At 67.0% G+C, this 18,975-nt stretch carries 1 protein-coding gene (only partly in view); it reads left to right on the forward strand.

What is annotated here, in order from left to right; all coding sequences use genetic code 11:
* Window positions 1-18,619, forward strand: the 3' portion of a protein-coding gene (locus AB0M48_RS12200) for a prolyl oligopeptidase family serine peptidase (protein WP_363839573.1). Its footprint begins 15,863 nt before the window's first position; only the last 18,619 of its 34,482 coding nucleotides appear in the window; its start codon lies off the left edge, out of view; it ends in the stop codon at window positions 18,617-18,619.
* Window positions 18,620-18,975 lie beyond the last annotated feature (356 nt).

Here is an 18,975-nt window from a genome sequence, read left to right on the forward strand (position 1 = left end):
GGACCTCACACCGATGGTGTCGGACCTCAGGACGAGTCTCGGTGAAGAAGGCGAGGATTTGATCCCCGCCGCTGTGCTCGACGACGCCATGAACAACATGCAGCGAATGCTGGAGCTCGCGGACAAGGAAACGGTCCGGGCGATGATGGACAGCGCACTCGACGGCGGCGTCCCTCTGGTCACGCATCATCCGAGAATCATCGGGCGCGACTCCTACCAGATCGTGTTGAAGGCCAAACCCGGCAGGGCGGAGTTCAAGGACGTCGTCAACGACGGCGTGAAGATGAACAACATCCTCGTCCACTTCGGCAGGGAGGCTGAGACGGCGAGCCGCGCCAGGTCGTGGACTGCCGGTGTCCGGGCACTGTTCGGCATCGCGCCGCACGCGGCCGACCCAGCCCGCTCGGGAAACACGACCGCCGCCGCGGCGCACGAGGTCAGCGAGTCTAGGTCCGTGTCGAACACGACAGCGCTCACATCGCTCGACGTGCACATCCTCGACACGAACGGCCCGGCCGCGAGGTACTCCCTGCCTGTGACGTGGGAGCTCGAGATCCACAGGCCGGACGGCACCACCCGGTCGGTCACGATGGACGCGGGCCTGACCATGAGGGTGCTCGCCGACGACCTGTCGTCTCAGACCGAGCCCGCTCCGGCGCTGAAAGCGCCCGTGATCGGCGTGTGGAACCAGGGCGACTCCGCTGCCCGGGACGCTCTCGCCGAGTGGAAGAACGAGGGCGTACGGCTTCCCCGCACCGTCCACCCGCAGACGATGGTCGGGGCCGCGGTGCTGCGGCCGGTCGCTCTCCGGGCGCTCGAGGCTGCCGGTCTGACCGCCGACGCCACCGCGCCGGCCAAGGGACTCACCAACGCCGCCCTGTCGATGTTCGGTGCGGAGAACGTCCGCCTCGGCTTGGTCGACGCTTCCCTCGACGGCATCGTGATGCCGGACCTGCACGAAACCGCGCTGCTGTCGGGCAAGCGCGCCACTCTCCAGGTCCACTCGCGACTCGTCCGGCCGCGGCTGACCGGCCTGAGCGACGACGTCACCATGATGAACCAGCGCTCGGCGATCCCTGGCACCGGCAGCGAGGTCCTGGCGGGTGCCAGCGCGGCGACTACGATCGCGATCAACGGAGAACTGGCCACCGGCAACGACAAGACCGAACCGGTCCGTAATCCTAGTGCGAGGTTCGGCGACTTCGACGCGAAAGCCGCGCTCACCGAGTCCGAGTCGTCCGGCTCCGAGGGTGGCTCCGCCCGGCAGGAGGGCACGGTCGACAGTGGCCGGACCGGCCTCGTCACCTACGACGTCGAGTACCAGATCATCGCCGCGGTCGAAGAGCGCACCGTCATCGCCGACGTGCGGCTGAGCCGCGCGGCCCAGATCCGCGTCGCACAGGTCGACCTCGCGCAGGCTCTGGGCGGACGCCGGGTTCCGGCCGACATGAGCACCGCTCAGAACGAGCTGAAGGAGCAGAACGAAGCCTGGCGCGGAAAGGAGCGGGAGGGCGACCTGGCCCAGAGGGCGTTCGACGACCTGTTCATCGCGAAGGAAAAGGACGTCGAGGCCGCGAAAGCCGCAGTGGACCTCGCGGACCAGCAGGTCCGCGAGGCACGGGTCCAGCTCGCCGCCGCCGCAGAGGCGTACTCACACCTCGACGACGAGAGGCGCAGGCTGGAGGCGGAGGAGATCGACCTCGACCACCGCTTCGGCCTGCTGGTCGTCGCACTCGCGGATCTCGAGTCCGGATCGTCCGACACGGAGATCAAGGACGAGGCCCGCCGGCTGGAACGCCGGCTCGAAGAGGTGAAGAAGGAGCAGGCCGCGCTTCCGGAACTGCACGAAGCGGTGGTGAAGGCCGAGGAAGTGCTGGAAAGCGCGCTGACGGCCGCGAACAACGCCGCCACCGCTCTCGCGGAGCTGCAAGAGCCCTTGGACGCCGCGTCGGCGAAGGTCGAGAAGGCCCGCGCCGTCGCGGACTCGGCGCGGACCGGGTGGTGGAACGCGAAGCTCGCGCTGGAGCGGGAGATCGCGAAGTTCAACCAGGCCGAGACCGAGACGCTCGAGAAGGTCGCGACCCCTCAGGCTGCGCGGACGGACACCGCCGACCACTCCGACCAGGGCCCTGACGGGCCTTCCGACCTCGATCTCGAGTCGGGTTCGGGATCGTTGAAGGTGCCGGCCGATGATCGCCGGGGGCGACAGGCCTCGATGCTGGACGAGTCGGGTGTGACTGCTGAGGGCGAGTCCGATGGCCGGGTGGGTAGGTTGCCCGCGCCTACCGAAGATGGTGTTCCGGTTGTCGTCGGTCAGGAAGGTGCCAGCCAGCTGGTCGAGGAGGCGTCCACCGCGACCGACGAGAGCTCCTCGGCTCCGGCCGAGGACGGAAACTTCGGTCCGGTCAGCCAGTCTCCACCGTCGGAGAGGCAGCCGGCCGGGCTCCAGAGCGATGTCGCCGGCACCGCACAGCGAATCGCACGAACCCCGAGCGGCGTCGCGCTGCCGCCTGAGGCGGTCGCGACAGTTCTGGTGAGGGCAGAGGCGGACGAGATCAGGGTGCGGCAAGCACCGGCCTCGGAGGCGCTGCTGAACGAGGCGTCGCAGATCGTCGCGGCGGACAACGAGGCGCCGAGGGTGGACCAGACCGCGGATTCGGCCGAGGACGAAGCGTACCGAGTTGTGTACAACGCTCTCGTCTTCAGCACCGCTGCGCGGCTTCTCGACGGCCGCTCGGCGCACCCAGGCTCCCGGTCGAGCGCAATCCGCTACGCGAAGGAGACCGGCACTCTGCTGGGGACGCGGCGCAGGATCGGGTACATGCCTCCCGGCACGTTCCGCCCTCCGGTCGACCAGTTCGAGATCGGTGGCGGCGGGGAGTCGTCGGGTGCGCAGAGCCAGTCGTTGTCCGAAAACGCGGGTGGCGACGAGTCCGGCACCTCCGCCACTCCCGGTGCGGCCACTGCGGGAGCTGCCTTCACCGGCTTGGACGACTCTGGTGTGGTCCACGAGTTCTCAGCCGAAGACGTGCTGGTCGCACCACTGCCCTCGGCCGAGGAGGGGGGCCTGCGCGGGTTCTCGCTGACCGTCCTGCCAGAGGAAGACCGAGCCGAGGCAGTCGCGACGGCTGCCATGGCTCCGTATTCCCACTATCTGCCTCGCAATGCCGTCCGCATGCTCCGATCGCGCAACCCGTTCGCGGTGGACGTCGCGAACGACGAGGCGGTCTTGATCGATCTCGACGGTAACGCGTTGCTGTTCAAGCTGCCGTTGAAGGACGGCCGCGTGCTGAGGGTCACCCCGCAGGCGCTCGCCGACTTCGTGGTGGAAAGCGGCGTGCTGGGTGAGGAGCGCGTGAACTCGGTCATCCTGACCAGCTCCGGGTCAGCCAAACTCCAGGGCACCGGCGGCGCGGCCTTCGACTTCCAGCGCGCGCTTGCCGCGAAGATCGGCCCGGTCGATGTGCACGCCCCGATGGACGACTTCGACCTCGACAACGGAATGCCGGACGCGGACCCGGACAACCCCAGGTTCCTCCACTACACGCCCTACCTGTGGGGCACTTTCACGCCGGGGTCCCCAGGGGATGTGGATCCTTCCGGTGCCAGGCCCGAGAAGACGCTGCCGTACATCGCGTACGACCGGAGGGGCTGGCCCCACCGGATGGGCTTGTCGGACGTCAACGCGTTGGAGATTCGCGAACGCGGGAACGGAGCCCTGATCGGGGTTAGTTTCCCCTCCGAAGCTTCGAAAGAAGAGGCGCGCGCGGTGTACAACGTGGACCGCGCCTTGGCGCGTGCCGCCAACCGCGAGATCGTCTATGAGGAGTCCGAAGACTCCGACTACGATTCCGAACCTGATTCCGATTCGGGCAACGACTCCGACAACGGCGAGCGGCAGGTCCACCCGGAGCCGTGGAACAAGACCGCCTTCATGCTGTTCGCGCACGCGACTCCGCAGTTGTTCCAGCTCAACGTCGCCCGTAGAGGTGCCATGTTCGTCACCGGGGCCGTGTACGGGCAGATCGTCGAGGACTGGTTCGTCGACAAGACCGGCAGAACGTTCGGCGACGCGTTCGGCGAGGTGGTCCTCGTGGCGTGTTCGAGCGCCGCGATCACCGGTCCGGGCTCGGCGTCCTTCGACGCTCTCGGCAAGATGAGCGTCCAGCGGCTCTACGGGACGACCACTGACATCTTGCACGGCACCAAGGTCATCGCTGTTACCGATGGCGGCAGGTTCAAGCGGCTCGACCGCGCGGCTGACGGTGTCATCACGACGGCCGAGGTCGAGGTACCCGGGCCCGGGACTACGCGGAAGATCGGCGAGCCGGGTTTCCGGAAGTCGCCGTCTCAAGAACATCCCGAGATGCCTCGGAACGAGTCCGTAATCGAGCACACTCGTACTGTCGCGGCCTGGCTCGACACCCTGCTGCACAACTGGGGAGGCACGGTCCCGGACGCCCGTCGCACCGACGCGAAGAAGCTGAGCGATGTCGTGCCGGAGCGCAAGTGGTGGCGCCTCTACCTCGACCCGCGCGACCACGCCGGAGCGCTCGATCTCGATCCGTCCAACCCAGGTGCTCTCTACGACGCCGAGTCTTCACCTGGTTTCCAGCACGGCATGGTGGCGGCGTTCATCTCGGTGCTGGAGGACCCTGCGCGGATAGCCGAGCGGATCGGCTGGTCCGAGTACGAGCGGATGTACGGGGTGGCGACCGCGCAGGCGAAGGCGCACGCGGAGGACAAGAGCTACTTCGAAGTCGTTGGTGCGAACGTGTTCCGCGACTTCTACGTCGGTGCTGAGAACCCCGCTGCGGACTTGTACGACGACGAGCTGCTCGACCGGCCCTTGGTGAACACCATCGATCCGGCGTTGGCGGGCGACGAGGAACGCGGCCACGTGTTCCTCAGCGGTGGACGCTCCGGCTCGACTTGGGAGTTCCTGCGTTCCTACGAGGCGAACGAGGCGCCCGCCCTGGTCGAGGCTGCGTTCGAGGCCTACTACGCGGAACTGGACGGGGCGGCCACCGACCACGACCGGTTGCGGGCCGTCGCGCGGGTCGTCCGCACCCTGCACGTGTTGCACGTGTTCGGTGATGGCAACGGCCGGTTGAACGTGTACCTGCTGCTGCCCAGGCTGTTGATGGCCAACGGCTTCCGCCCCGTCGTCCTTCCCTCCGCCTCGATGCTGTTCTCCGGGGGCTTCACGATCGACCAGATCACCGCTGCGCTGCGCTGGAGCTTGGACCAGGAGCTCGACGTGGAGGGCGGCGTGGAGGTCGTGCCGGAGCTCACCCGGCCCGACCGCGGGTCCGAGGTGGACGCCGGCAGCGATGAGAGGCCCGGCGACGGTACCGGCCCGGTGGGCGAGACGACGGTGCCGCAGCTCGACGGTGATCTCGGTTCGGTCGGTGCCGATGAGAGCGACTTCGGAGACGAGACGGGAAGCCCTTCCTCCGCCCACGAAGAAGGTGAAGAAGAGCGAGACCAGACGGGCGCAGAGCGCAGCGGTGATGGCGCTCCCGTGTCGGATGAGTCGGGCGTGGAGGATGTGGAGCGGATCGGCGGGAAGTCCGCCGGCGAGGCGCAGAAGCCGTCGTCGAGAGGGTCTTCTGCGGTGCCGAAGAAGACGGTGCTCGACGACGAGAGTTGGCGTCATTCGCCCGACAAGGCGGCGAACTGGATGGCGCCGGAGCGCCGACCGTTGCACCGCGACCAGTGGGAGCACCTGCGTAGCGAGGATCCCGGCACATTCACGCATGTTGAATACGAGAGCGCTCTCGTTATAAACGACTCCGTGTTCTTGATCGATGTCGACGGGCGCAGTCGACGGCACATGGTCACCGACATCCTCCCGGTCAAAAATGATGTCCGACGTATGGAGGTGGAGCCGGGCCGGTGGGTGAAGGAGTTCACACTCAAAATCTACCTCAAGGCTTTGCCCGATGTGGACCGGGCTGAACTCCCTAGTGTCAAGCGCGACATCCTGCGTGGTGTGGACACTATTTACAACCAGGGTTACCGGATGCCGGATGGGGATCAGTTCCATGTTCGGGTCGAGTTCGTCGACGGTCCGGGTGATGCATATCAGCGTTTTTATCTACACTCCTACCTCGATCGGCACAATGCTTCAAACTTGGGCTTCAACATCGACTATGTCGATATTGCGCATGAAATCGGACACGCAGGTTTCGCATTGTATGACGGATACCTGAATGAAAAACTTGCGCTTCAGAACAAGCCTCGAGAGGCGAAACATCTCAGCAGCAGTGGGACGGAGGTTGCAGAGGTCTCCGGCAGGGTGGTGCGGGAGGGGGACGGTGGCGGGCTCATGTCCAGGGGTTCCGCCAGGCACGACGTGGTGCTGGGACCGAGCGACCTGTGGCAGATCGCGCGGAACTTGGCCGATACCACGAAAATCATCGCTGAGACGCGGCACAGGGCGGGGCCTGATGGTGTTCCGGGCCCTGGGGACTCGTTGTTCGCGCGGGCTGGTTCCGGGGATCTGGATGCCATCCGTGCTCTCGCCGGGCAGGGGAACCAGTCGGCTGTGGAGCAACTCGTCAGGCTCGCCGTGGAAGAGGGAAGCGCGCTGGCGCGGTCGTCGCTGGCCGAGCTGGCCGGTGACGGAGACATCCACGCGCTTGCCGGTCTCATCCGCACCGGTGGCGACACCGAGTACGCGGAACTGGGCGGCCGCACCCCCGTCCAAGAGCTCGCCAGGTTCGATCAAAATCGACTGGCGCAAAAGATGTTCTGGAACTTGGCGACGACTGGACATGTCTCCCTCGCCTCGCTTCGTGATCTCGCCGCAGGAGACAGCCCGCTCGCGATGGATCTGCTGGTCGAGCACCGTGACGTTGAAGGTCTGCTCATCATCGCGAGAAAGCACGAGAACGCGTATCACGCACTTTTGGAGCTTGCGAGGCTTGGAGACACCAGGGCGATCTCAGCGCTGGTCGACGTCGGAGACGTTCAAGGACTTGTCGACGTGGTCACCACGCCGGACAAGCCTGCGTATGCGGCGGTCAAGGAGTTCGCGAGCCGGGGTGATGCGGTTGCGCTCGCCAAGGTGGCGGCGGTCGGGGACGTCGAGGCGTTGGTGGAGTTCCTCGAGGAGAAGAACGAGGCTGCCCGTGCTGAGTTGAGAGGGTTGGCGGCTGCGGGTCACCGGGGCGCGATCAGGGCGCTGATCGACGCTGCCGGTGCGGCTGCTGAGCGGGAGGGTGGCTCGCGGGCTCACTCCATTGGCGAGTGGCCGGTCGAGGACGACCTCGACGCGCTTGCCGGTCTCGTCCGCGCAGGTGACGAAGCTGCGCATGCGGAGCTGGGCGGCCGCACCCCGGTGCAGGCGCTGGACGACCTGGCCCGGTCGAATCCGCTCGCTGAATCTTTCTTGAGGTACCTCGTGGAGACGGAGGCCGTCTCCGTCTCCACGCTGCGCGACCTGGCCGAGTCCGGCAGCGGTCTCGCGAACGACCTGATGGTCGATCGCGGTGACGTCGAAGGTCTGCTTGCTCTCGTGCAGAACAAGAGCAGTGATCACGCCGAAATCCAGGCGTACAATGGGCTTGTATCTCTCGCGGGCCGAGGAAATGCCGCCGCGGTTGCGTTCCTGGTCCGCATGGGAGACGTCCGGGGACTTGTCAACGCAGCCACAACACACGGTGATCCTGCCTATCGTGCGGTGGAGACGTTCGCCCATCAGGGTGATGTCGTTGCGTTGGCCAAGGTGACCACTGCCAAGCTGGTCGAACGGGCCAGAAGGAACGATCTCGGAGCGCTCGCCGATCTCATCCGCTCTGGTGACGACACCGCGTACGCGGAGCTGGGCGGTCGCACCCCTGTGCAAAAGCTCGCAGATCTGACGTCGCTGAGCAGCGAGGCAAGGTCTGAACTGAGCACCTTGGCGCGGGAACGGCATGTTTCCACTGCCATGCTGCGTGAGCTGGCTGTGGCCGGCAATTCTGCGTCGTTGTCTTTGTTGATCGAGCGCAGTGATGTCGCGCGGCTGGTCGACTCTGTGAAGTTGGGCGTCGACGCTGCGCATGAAGAAATTGTCGAGCTAGCAAGCTTTGGACACGTTGACGCGGTTGCTGCGTTGTTCGACAATGGCGACGTCCGAGGGCTTGTCGCAGCGGCCACGCGGTATGGCCCTGCCTATTTCGCGGTGAAGTTCTTCGCCGGGCAGGGCGATGTCCTCGCGCTGGACAAGGTGGCTGCTGTCGAGGGTGTTGGTCCCTTGGTGGAGTTCGCCGCGGGGGGTGACCAGACTGCTCTGGGGAAGCTGAGGGAGCTGGCGGCCGCGGGCGCCAAGGATGCTGTTGAGGCGTTGGCTCGCCTCGGCACGTTCTCCGAGGAGGAGGGCGGCAGGCCGGAGCATCGTCTGTTGGTCGGGCGGGCGGGTGAGGGTGATCTCGATGCGCTCGTCGACCTCGTCCGTGCGGGCGACAACACCGCATACGTGGAGCTGGGTGGCCTCCCCGCGTTGCGAAAGCTTGCTGACCTCACCAATGGCAACGACGAAGCTCAGTCCAAGCTGAGTTCTTTGGTCGGCGAAGGAAAAGTCCCCATCGCTGCGTTGCGCGGTCTGGCTGCAGCGGGGAATCGCTTCGCACCGGTGTTGATGGCCGAGCTCGGTGACATCCCGGGGCTGGCCAGCGCTGCGCGGGCAGGTGTCCGCGATGGCTGGTTGGGACTTGCGTATCTCGCAGGGCGAGGGGATGTCGGCGCGGTCGATGCGTTGATCGGCCTGAATCACGTTGAGGGACTCGTGTTGGCGTCCACACACGAAGGTCCTGCCTACGATGCGGTGAAGGCGTTCGCAGGTCGCGGTGATGCGGTTGCGCTCGCGTATGTGGCCGAACTCGCTGATGTCCCGACGTTGGCCGGGTTGGCCGAGACAGGCGTCGAAGCAGCTCGTACCGAGCTGGAAAGGTTGGCAGCCGCAGACAACAGGGACGCGTTCGAGGCACTGGCCCGTCTCGGGGATGTCAGCGGGACGGCCGAGAGAGCCCCCGCGGGGGGCGAACATGAGCGCGGGGATGGTTCTGACGATGAGGAGGAGGACTGGGGGCGACTCCCGTCTCCTGAGCCGGGCGAAGGCGGAGGCTCCCGGGTCGCCGACAGCTCCGACGTCCTGCTGCCGCCCCGTGTTCCCGACGACGGCACCGTCCCGGCTGGTGAGACGACAGCGCAACGGCTCGGCGGTGATCTCGATCTCATCGGAACCGGTGAGGGCAACTCCGTTGACGAAGCTGAGCGCCCTTCCTCCGCGATCGACGAATCCGTGGCCCGCGAGCTTGCGGAGGCGGCGACCACCAGCAAGGCCGAGTGGGACGAAGAGACCGGCATTTCCCTGCGCCCGTTCGAGTTCGTTGCTCCAGAGGAGGACGCACCAGTTCGTTCGGACGACGCTGACGTCCCGTGGGAGTCGAGGGTCGTCGACTTCGACTCCGAGGCGGATCTCCTGGGAGACGACGACATCCGACTGTTCGCGGAGGTCGCGATCGAGCGGGTTTCGGACGGGACGACGCCGCCGAGGCTGAGGATCGCGGTGCGAGGCGACGCTCCCAGGCTCGTCGCCGCTGTGGACGCCGCACGTCCGGCGTTGCTCGCACGGGTCGCGGAACAACTGCGGCAGCTGGGGTCCGAAGCTCTTGGGATCGATGTCGAGGACCTGGTCACCTGGCCTCTGCCCGTCGGCGGTGGCCGGGGTACGGAGGTCGAGGTCTCCGTCGACTACCACGACGCGGATGACGCTGCTTTCGAGGACCCGCACCAGTGGCTCGAGGGGGCGCACGATGAAGCTCCGGTGCAGGAGTGGATCGAGACGCGGAACGCGGAGACGGATTCGGCGTTCGCCTCCACGGCTCAGTTCCGCGATCTGCGCGACCGGCTGCGCAGCGCGTTCGACGTGGAAAGCCGCCTGTCCGAACTGGCTTTGCAGGACGGCTACCTCTACGACTTCTGGCAGGACGAAAAGAATCCGAAGGGCGTGTGGCGCAGAGTCACCTTGGAGATGTACCGCCAAGACACGCCGCCCTGGGAGAACCTGCTCGACCTGGACGCCCTCAGCGAGGAGGAGGGGAAGGACTGGTACTGGGGAGGTCAGCCGCAGATCATGCCGGATACCGGCCGGGCGCTCGTCCTCCGGTCGGATGGCGGCGGCGACGACGTGGTGGTGCACGAGTTCGACCTCGGCACGCGTGAATTCGTGCCGGACGGGTTCGTTCTTCCCGATCCCGGTGAGCACTCCATCTTCTGGATCGACGCCGACCGGGTCTACGTGGGTACGGACTTCGGCCCCGGCACGCTGAGCGAGTCCGGCTCCCCGCTCGTCGTCAAGGAATGGCGCAGGGGTGAGCCCTTGTCCGCCGCCACCGAAATCTTCCGGGGAGAACCGGAACACGAGCTCGCTTATGCCTATCGTGACTTGACCGGCGTCGACGGACGCGAGTTCATCGTGCTGCTGAAGGACTCCGACAACGCCGTCACGTTCGTTCGCACCTCCGACGGCGGACTTGTCGAGGTCGAGACACCGGATGACTCGGTCAACGAGTTCTTCGGCGAGTGGATGACCGTGCAGCTCGAAACGCCGTGGGTCATCGGCGGCGCGGAGCATCCAGCTGGTGCACTGTTGGCCATTCGAGTCAACTCGTTCCTGGCGGGTGATCGGGAGTTCATCCCGCTGTTCACCCCGGACGAGCGCACTTCCCTCAAACAGGCCAAGTGGACCCGCAACCACTTGCTGCTGGTGACCATGACCGATGTCTCCGACACCATCGAGGTGTTGACACCGACGGCGGAGGGGCCGTGGAAGAAGAGCGAACTCCCCAAGTTGCCGGACTTCTCCTCAACTCGGATCACCAACACCGATCCGTCGCGTGACGACACCTACCTCGTGGTGTCGGAGAGTTTCCTGTCTCCGCAGGAGTTGAGGCTCGGCACTGTCGGCGGGGACGAACAGGAGCTCAAAAGGGAGCTGGACTTCTTCGACGCGAGCGGGATGCGCGTCGAGCAGCACTTCGCGACGTCTGACGACGGTACCCGGGTCCCGTACTTCGTCGTGTCGCCGCCCGCTGGGCCCGGTGGCCCGACCTTGCTGTACGGGTACGGCGGGTTCGGGGATGCGGAAACTCCCCAGTACCGCAGTCAGGTGGGCATCGGCTGGCTGTCACGTGGCGGCACGTACGTGGTGGTCAACGCGCGCGGCGGCGGAGAATATCCAGGTTGGCATTCGCAAGCGGTCAAGTCCGGCCGTCATCTGGTGTACGAGGACTTCGCGGCGGTGGCCGAGGACCTGGTGCGCCGGGGCATCACGACGCCGTCACGGCTCGGGTTCTCCGGCGCGAGCAACGGCGGCCTGGTGGCTGGTGTCATGCTCACCCACTACCCCGACCACATCGGTGCGGTCGTCTCCCGCGTGCCGTTGCTGGACATGGAGAGGTACACCCTCCTCGATGCTGGTGCGTCGTGGACCGCGGAATACGGTGATCCCGCAGATCGCGAGGAACTGCCCGCGCTCATGGAGTATTCGCCTTACCGGCATGTTCAGAGCAACCTCTCCTACCCGCCTGCCTTGTTCGTCACGTCGTCCAGTGACGATCGGGTGCACCCAGGCCATGCGCGGAAGATGACCGACAAGATGCTGGCGCAGGGCCACGAGGCGTGGTTCTACGAGTTCGGCGTCGGCGGGCACGACAAGGCAGACAACGAGCAGGCCGCGTACGAGCTCGCTCTGCAGTACGAGTTCTTGTGGCGGACGCTCACCGGTGACGTGGTCGAGGCCGGTCCGCCGGCCGGAGGTCCGACCGGTGGGGCGGAGGACGAGCTTCCCGCCTCTGGCCGGGAGTCCGTGCCCGGTCAGGACTCCGAGGTCCTGGGCGACGATGCCCGCGACGACGAGCCCGCGGGTGGACAACCGCGCGGTCCTGCACCGTCCCGTGGAGCCCTGACGGAGGAAAGACGGGAAGACGAGCAGTTACGGCCCAAGGACGAGACGTCGGCGGAAGACGAGGCGTACGGCTCGCTCACCCGCGTCGTCGACCAGGTCCGGAGTCGCATCGCCGATCCGGCGAAGGTGCGTCGCGTCGTCGCTGACGTCGTGGACGACGTGGCGCGTGAACTGGCGGCGGGGGCCAGCTCCGCGGTCCCCGGCGGTGGCCTGTCCGCGCTGCGCGGCGACCTCGCTCTGGAACCGACGGCTCCGGGAACGAGCCGAGATGTGGATTCGGTCGCCGGAGCGGGGACTGTCGCAACGTCGGCGCAGGCCACGGGCAACGGCGAGCAATCCGCTGACGAGGCCGAGCTCCCAGCGTTGTCCAAGGACTCGGCGTCCACTGACGAACCTTCCAGCGTGTCGGACGGATCGCGTTCGCGGGGCGCTTCGGAAATCATCGATCTCGCGTCCACGACCTCGTTGGCCGAGCTCGACGATGCTGTGGCGGAAACGCTGGCCGCACCACCTGGGGCAGCGTCGGTTCTGTCACTGTCCATGGAGGAACTCGACGTGTACCGGGCCGAGGCACCGGTGAACAACGTGCACGAGAACACGGAGCGTGGGCCCGTCGTCTACCGCGTACGCCGCATCGAGGTGCGGCCAGGGGTGTGGGTTCGAGAGTTCACAGTCGTCATTCGCGCGGAGTTCAGGCAAGGACAGGGTCCCGAGACGCGTTACAACTTCTGGGTCTCTTTGCTCCAGGCCGTCGACACCACCTTCAGCGGAAGCGTGCTGCCGTCCGGTGATCACCTGCGAGTGCATGTGGTCGAGGCCGATGACCCCTGGACGTCCGACGTCGAGGTCGTCGTCGACGACCCCTCGGTGAACGAGCCGGTGACGCGGACCGGGTGGAATACCGGCCTCGGCTCCGCTGCTCTCGGCCACCTCGTCGCTGATCTGCTCGGTGCGTTCGACCAGGACGCTACGACCACGGTGACGGCACGGCAGCTCGAAATCCTGGAGAACGCGCCTGGCCTCGACAAGTTGCGAGGGCTGGATCACGACCATTTGCCGGATTCGAGCCGCCTCCGGTGGCTGGCCGCTGAAGACAGCCTCGGACGGCGCCGCCGCTTCTTGAAGGAGCAGGTGGACTTCGGCGAGGTCAGGCGGAACGGTGATGTGATCGGGGCGCTCTTCACCAACATCGCCGGCGTGCACGACTGGCTCTCGAGAAGCCGGGCCACGGCGTTTTTCATGGTGGACGCCACCCGCACCCGCCGGATGCCGGTACCGCTGGCCGGCCTCGACGCCCCTGACACCAGGGTGCTGGTGTTCCACGGATCGAGCACCGCCGGCACGCTCTACGTGACGTCCGTCGGAAGGGTACGCCTGCAGGCACAGGACTTCTTCGAGGTCGTCGAGGACCTCACCGCTGTACTCGACGGGATCCCGGACGGTGGCCTCGTTCTGTTCGCGTCCTGTTCCATCGCCGGTCTCGCGGATGAACGAGGGTTCGCGCACGCCGCACAGCGGCTCTTCGCGAGCAGGGGCAGACAGCTGCGTGTCGCCGGCAGTTCTCAGACAGTCATGGTGAACCAGCCCTCCGTCGCAGAGCCCGGTCGAGGGTCGACCTTCCTCGAAGTGATCGACGGCGGGCACGTCAACGTCGCCGGTCCGACCACTGCCGCGGACGACGACGCGGTCGTGGCCGAGCTCGTGACGGCCCACCAGTCGGACTGGCAGTACGCCCGCACCTCCCCCCGAGCTGGCGGCGCCAAGATCCCGTTGTCCGACCGCTTCGCGACGCTGGCCCTGGTCGGGAGGGTCGTCGAACAGCTCCACACCTCGATGACCAGCCGAGGTGGTGACCTCGACCTGTTCGCGGCCAACCGGGCAGCGGGCGCGACGCACGAGCGGCCTGACCTGGTGCTGGCCGTGGCGCTGTCCGTCGTCGCGGCCGACAGCAGGTTCGCCGGCGTTCGGACGGTGACCGACCGCAAGCAGGTGACAGGTGCGTATGAACCGTGGAAAGCCGTGCCGCTGCACGACCTCGCCCGGTCACGCTTCACCGTCACCGGCAAGTCGGCGTGGGACTACGCGGCAGGGGAGGCCCGCCGGCCGGTCAGGTTGGTGCGGCTGGGCGTGTCGGCGCCGTTGCGACAGGACGAGCCCGCGGTGCCGGTCCACCTGGACGTCCACTTCGACCTGTCCACCAAACTGATCAAGGACAGACAGCCGCTCGACGACTGGGCACGCACGATCGCCGAGATGGCTGTCGAGAACGCCGCGGACGAAGTCGCGCTTCCGGCCGTTGAGGTCGTTGGCTACGCGCGGAGGAGTGCATGGGGCGGCGATCCTGCTCCAGTGCGCGAAAAAGCCTCCGACCGTGCGGAACGGGTCGTGATGTTGATGCATCGGCTGGTGGAGGAACACCTAGCGTCGCTTGCCCCCCGTGGAACGAAAGCCATCTCCGCGGACCGAATCGTGACGGACGAGGTGACAGGTGTCGACCTGCCGAACTCGACCGCACGTGCGGACGCCGCGCGGGTCACCGTGACGCTGGCGAATCCGATGCGAACGTCAGCGGCAGGCCGCTCGGTCGTCCAACCCGTGGTGACCAGGGCGGCGGGCGCCGCCGAGTTCGCGCCGCTGGACGTCGGGCCGAGCCTTCATGACGATCCGGCCCTCGGCGACAGCGAGATCACGGGCAGCACGTCGGAAGCCGTTGAGTCAGTGCCCGCAACCTCTTTGAGCGGGTCGGACCATGGCACGCCCGAGATGTCGTCGACCACTTCGGACACCACCGCCGCCGCCGGCCCGGTCTTCGGCGAGCTGGTGCAGCGCCAGCCGACCGACGAGTCTCCTGACGACGCCTGGACCACGGAGGAGGTCCTCGGTGGACAGTGGACCGGCACTGTCATCCCCCACCTCGTCCGCACGACGGAGGTCAGCAGGACGGAACCTGGCGGCGATCCTCGTTCCAGGGAAGTGTTCGAGGAACGCGCCATGTTCACCGGGCAGGTTCCACACCGGCTTCAGCGGCACGGTGAGCTGGTCGTCCGACTGGACCTGTTGACGCCGTCCGGGATGGTGGAGTCGTCCGACTGGCTCATGAACGCCGGCCCCGTCCTGGTGCGAGTCGCGGACGCCTCGGATCGGCGCAGCTATGACTGGAACCCCCCGGTGACGCGACCGGAGGACGTTCTGGTGGTCGGTGTTCGCACGAGCGGGGACAAGGCGCTGGTGACCCTGCCGGGCACGGGCGACGCCCTGGTGAACGGTTTCGCGCTCGCGAAGATGCTGATCGATTTCGGGGCGGTCGACGGGCACCCGGACGGGGCCTGGGTCTTCCTGGCGGCCGTTGACGCCCGCGGAGATGCAGGTCATGAGGATCTGGCCGAATCTCTGCACGAGAACCTGGTGGAACTCGGGTACGAGCGCCGCGTGGCTTTCGGCACGAAACGCATGAACCCCGGCGCCCGCCGGCTCGGCGTGCCTTCGGGTGGACACGTGCGGATCGCCGGTGACTCGGACGACGAGGCGTTGGCGGAGCAGCTCGTCCGCGACCACCACCGCCAATGGGAGTATGCCGGCACGAGAAGTTCTGTCCCGTTGTCAGTGCATGACCGGAAAGCCCTGTTGTTCCAGATGCAGCAGCTCGACAGAGAGATTCCTCCTGGTGGGGCGACGGTGCCGGGACAGGGTTCCATGCGCGCCGGGACCGTGTTGCGAGCGGCGCAGCTCATTCGCGAGAACATGCCTCTCGGAGGAGCGCGTGCGGCTGCCGGGAACTTGTTGTTCTTGGCCTGGGTGCGCAGCAGGTACGAGGACGTGACGACCTTCGAGGCGTTGTGGTCGCTCCTGGCCACCGCCCCTGTGCACGTGGCCGACCTCGACATGGTGAGGCGTGTCGCCTTGAAGACCACCCTCGAACGCAAGGACGAGCAGGGCCATAACGTTGCGCTCGACATCATCCGTGTCGAGGTCTACCCCGGCATTTGGATGCGGGAAGCCCAGCTGAACATCCGGCTGATCTTCCCCGCCGGCACGTCACCGCGGCAGCGTGCGGCGTTCTGGCGCAAACTCGTCATCGGAGTGGATCGGGCGTTCAGCCCGGGGACCAGGCTACCGAAGAGCGGCGATCACTTCAGGGTGCAGCTGGTCCTCGTCGACTCCCAGGAGGAGGAGAACGTCCACCTGACCGCCACCGTCAGCCCGAAGGGCTCTCCCGCGGAGCAGGAACGCGGTGCGTGGAGATTCGACGACTCGCCAGAGGTGCTGGTCGGTCACATCAAGTCCCATCTGGGTGCCGACGATCAACTGGCCTTGCTCGACCGCCTGGTGCCTCTCCACGCCGTCGCCGGCGTGCCCCACTCGCAGGTGCTTGTGCGCAACGACTGGAAACGGGTCATGGTCACCGGCACGGACGTGGCGGGCAGGGAACGCCGTTTCCCGGTCGACGAGGTCAGGCTTCTGCCCCTGGGCGCCGAGGATGCTCGTCGAGGGGCGGTGTTCCCGTCGTCGGAGATCGAGCGCTATTCACCGGAGGTGCTGGCCGCGTTGAGCACGTCCGGAGTCGGCCGAGCTCTGCTCACGGCGCCGTCGTCGACCGGGGAACGTCGTGAGCTCCCACTGGAACCGCCGCCAGGCGGTTACGCCGCTGTTGTCGTCGTCGGTGCGGACGCGCACACCGCGGTCGTGTCGGTCGAGTCGATCGGCGAGGTGCGGATGGACGGACGCCGTTTCGCGTCCGTGGTCCGCCCGCAACTGCCGCGGTTGGACGAAGGTCAGCGCCTGTTGCTGATCGCCCCTCACGCCGGGCTCGTCAGAGCGGAAGGTGGGTTCGCCCACGACCTCCAGCAGGCATCCCACGGCAGAGACGTGGTCGCGGCCACCCACGACGTCTCGATCTCGGTCGACCCGTCCGGCTCGGTCGCGCTGGAAGTCGGCGGTGGTGGCCATCTGACCGGAGCACCGAACCCCGTCAGAGATGCTCGGGAGATCGGCCGGGCGCTGGGACTGGGCTGGCAGTACGCACCGCGCGGAGCGCAGCGTGGGCGCTTGTCGTTCGACGATCGTGCCGCGACCGTCGAGTTGATCGAAAACGTGGTGGACGTGGTGCGGGAGTCCGTTGCCGACCACCGCGGGCTCCTCGACCTGCGCGTGCTGCGGCAGGAAACGGCCCTGCACGAGGACGGCGTCCTCGTCGTGGAGCTGGCTCTCAACCACATCGCGAGGCACCACCAGGACATTCGGACGCAGATCACATCGGTCATCAACCTTTATCAGCAGCAGCACGGGCGCAAGCAGGCTGCCTGGTTCCAGGTGCTCGACCTGAGGCCGCTGTTCACCGCCACCGGTAAAGCGACATGGGACTACCGCGAGGGCGTCGTGCGACAACCCGCCATCATGAAAACGCCGGATGCTCCCCGCCGGTCGTCCGCAGGCGGTTTCCGCTCGCTGACGAAGGTCATCCAGCTCGACCCGAAACGCGTCGGCGGCAAGCCGTTCGCCCGGGGAGAGCTCCAGAACAACGAGGACTTCGAAGAACTGGCGCGTTGGATCGCGGAAGCGTTGGCGGAACGAACGCTCAGCGGCGCCGAGGTTCCGCTGGTCAGCGTCACCGCGTACGGTCGCCCCGACCTGTTCACGCGCGACCACGTCAAGGCCGAGAAGCTCGCGGAAGCACTGGGCAAGCATCGTGCCGACCAGGCGTTGGATGCGCTGATCGAGCAGATCCACCACGAGGTCGGGCTGCTCAGGTTCGCTGGCGGAGGTGCGATCGTGCAGAGCTCAGTGCTCCTTGGTTCGCTCGCCACGTCCCCGACGAAGGGAGTGGCCACCAAGGCCTCGTTCTTCGACGACGGCGACGCCGCCCGCGTGGAAATTGTGGTCGACTTCGCCCAGACGCTCATCGACATCTATCGCGAGAAGGGGGACGTGCGCGCTGTCGTCGAACTGTACGAAAGAGGAGTGGTAGGGGCCCGCGCCTCATTGCGCGAGATCGCGTCCCAAGGTCACCCCGAGGCGGTGCAGGTGTTCGTGGACACCGAGGACACCTCCGCTCTGGCCGATTTCGCCCGTTCGGGCGTCACCGAGGCCTTGGCCACCTTGCGCGAATGGGCGGCGCAGGGCAGTCGTGGCGCCGTCAGCGCATTGGGGGACCTCGCCGACGTCGAAGGCTTGGCCGCAGTCCCGAGCGAGACCGGGACCAGATCCTTGGTGCAGCTCGCGAAGGCCGGGAACACCGAGGCGGTCCAGATGCTCGTCGGGCGTGAGGACGTCGCGGCGCTGGCGGAGCTGGTGGAGGTGCCCGAGGCGCGTGCGGCGTTGATCGGGCTGGCGGTCGCCGGGAACGACGACGGCGCGGTGCACCAGACTTTGGTGCAGCTCGCGAAGGGTGGGGACGCGGAAGTGGCCCAGATGCTCGTCGGGCGTGAGGACGTCGCGACGTTGGCGGAGCTGGTGGAGGTGCCCGAGGCGCGTGCGGCGTTGATCCGGTTGGCGGTCGCCGGGAACGACGAAGCCACCACAGTGCTCGTGGCGCTGCAGGACGTGGCGGTTCTCGTGGCGCTGGGCCGAGCCGGCGTCCGGTCCGCCCGCAAGGCGTTGTTCCAGCTCGCGGTCGACGACAACGAGGCAGCCAAGGCCGCGCTCGCTGTGGTCTGGCGGGATTGACGCGGACTGAGGACCTCAGGTGCACACGCTCGATCGGACGCACCGCCGCGGTGCCCCGTCCGGGGTGAAGGCATGTGCGGTGCCGGGTTTCGCTGACCGCGGACCCGGCTGGTGGCCGTCCTGGACCACACTCCTGGACGACGCCGTCCGATCGGGACGCGGTGCCGTTGAGGATGTCGGTGTGCGGCTCCGTCGCCGCCGGTGCCGCTCGTTCAACGCCAAAGGTCGTTTCCGGTGCCGGCAAGGGCGAGGAATCGTGTTCGGCGGTGCACCTTGCCCGAGGTCTTCAGCCATCTCGTGGCCGAGATCTGCGACTACTGTTGCAGCGAAAAGTGTTCGCTGGCTCTTCACAGCAC

The sequence above is a fragment of the Lentzea sp. NPDC051208 genome, assembly GCF_040682435.1.
GTDB classification, from domain to species: domain Bacteria; phylum Actinomycetota; class Actinomycetes; order Mycobacteriales; family Pseudonocardiaceae; genus Lentzea; species Lentzea kristufekii.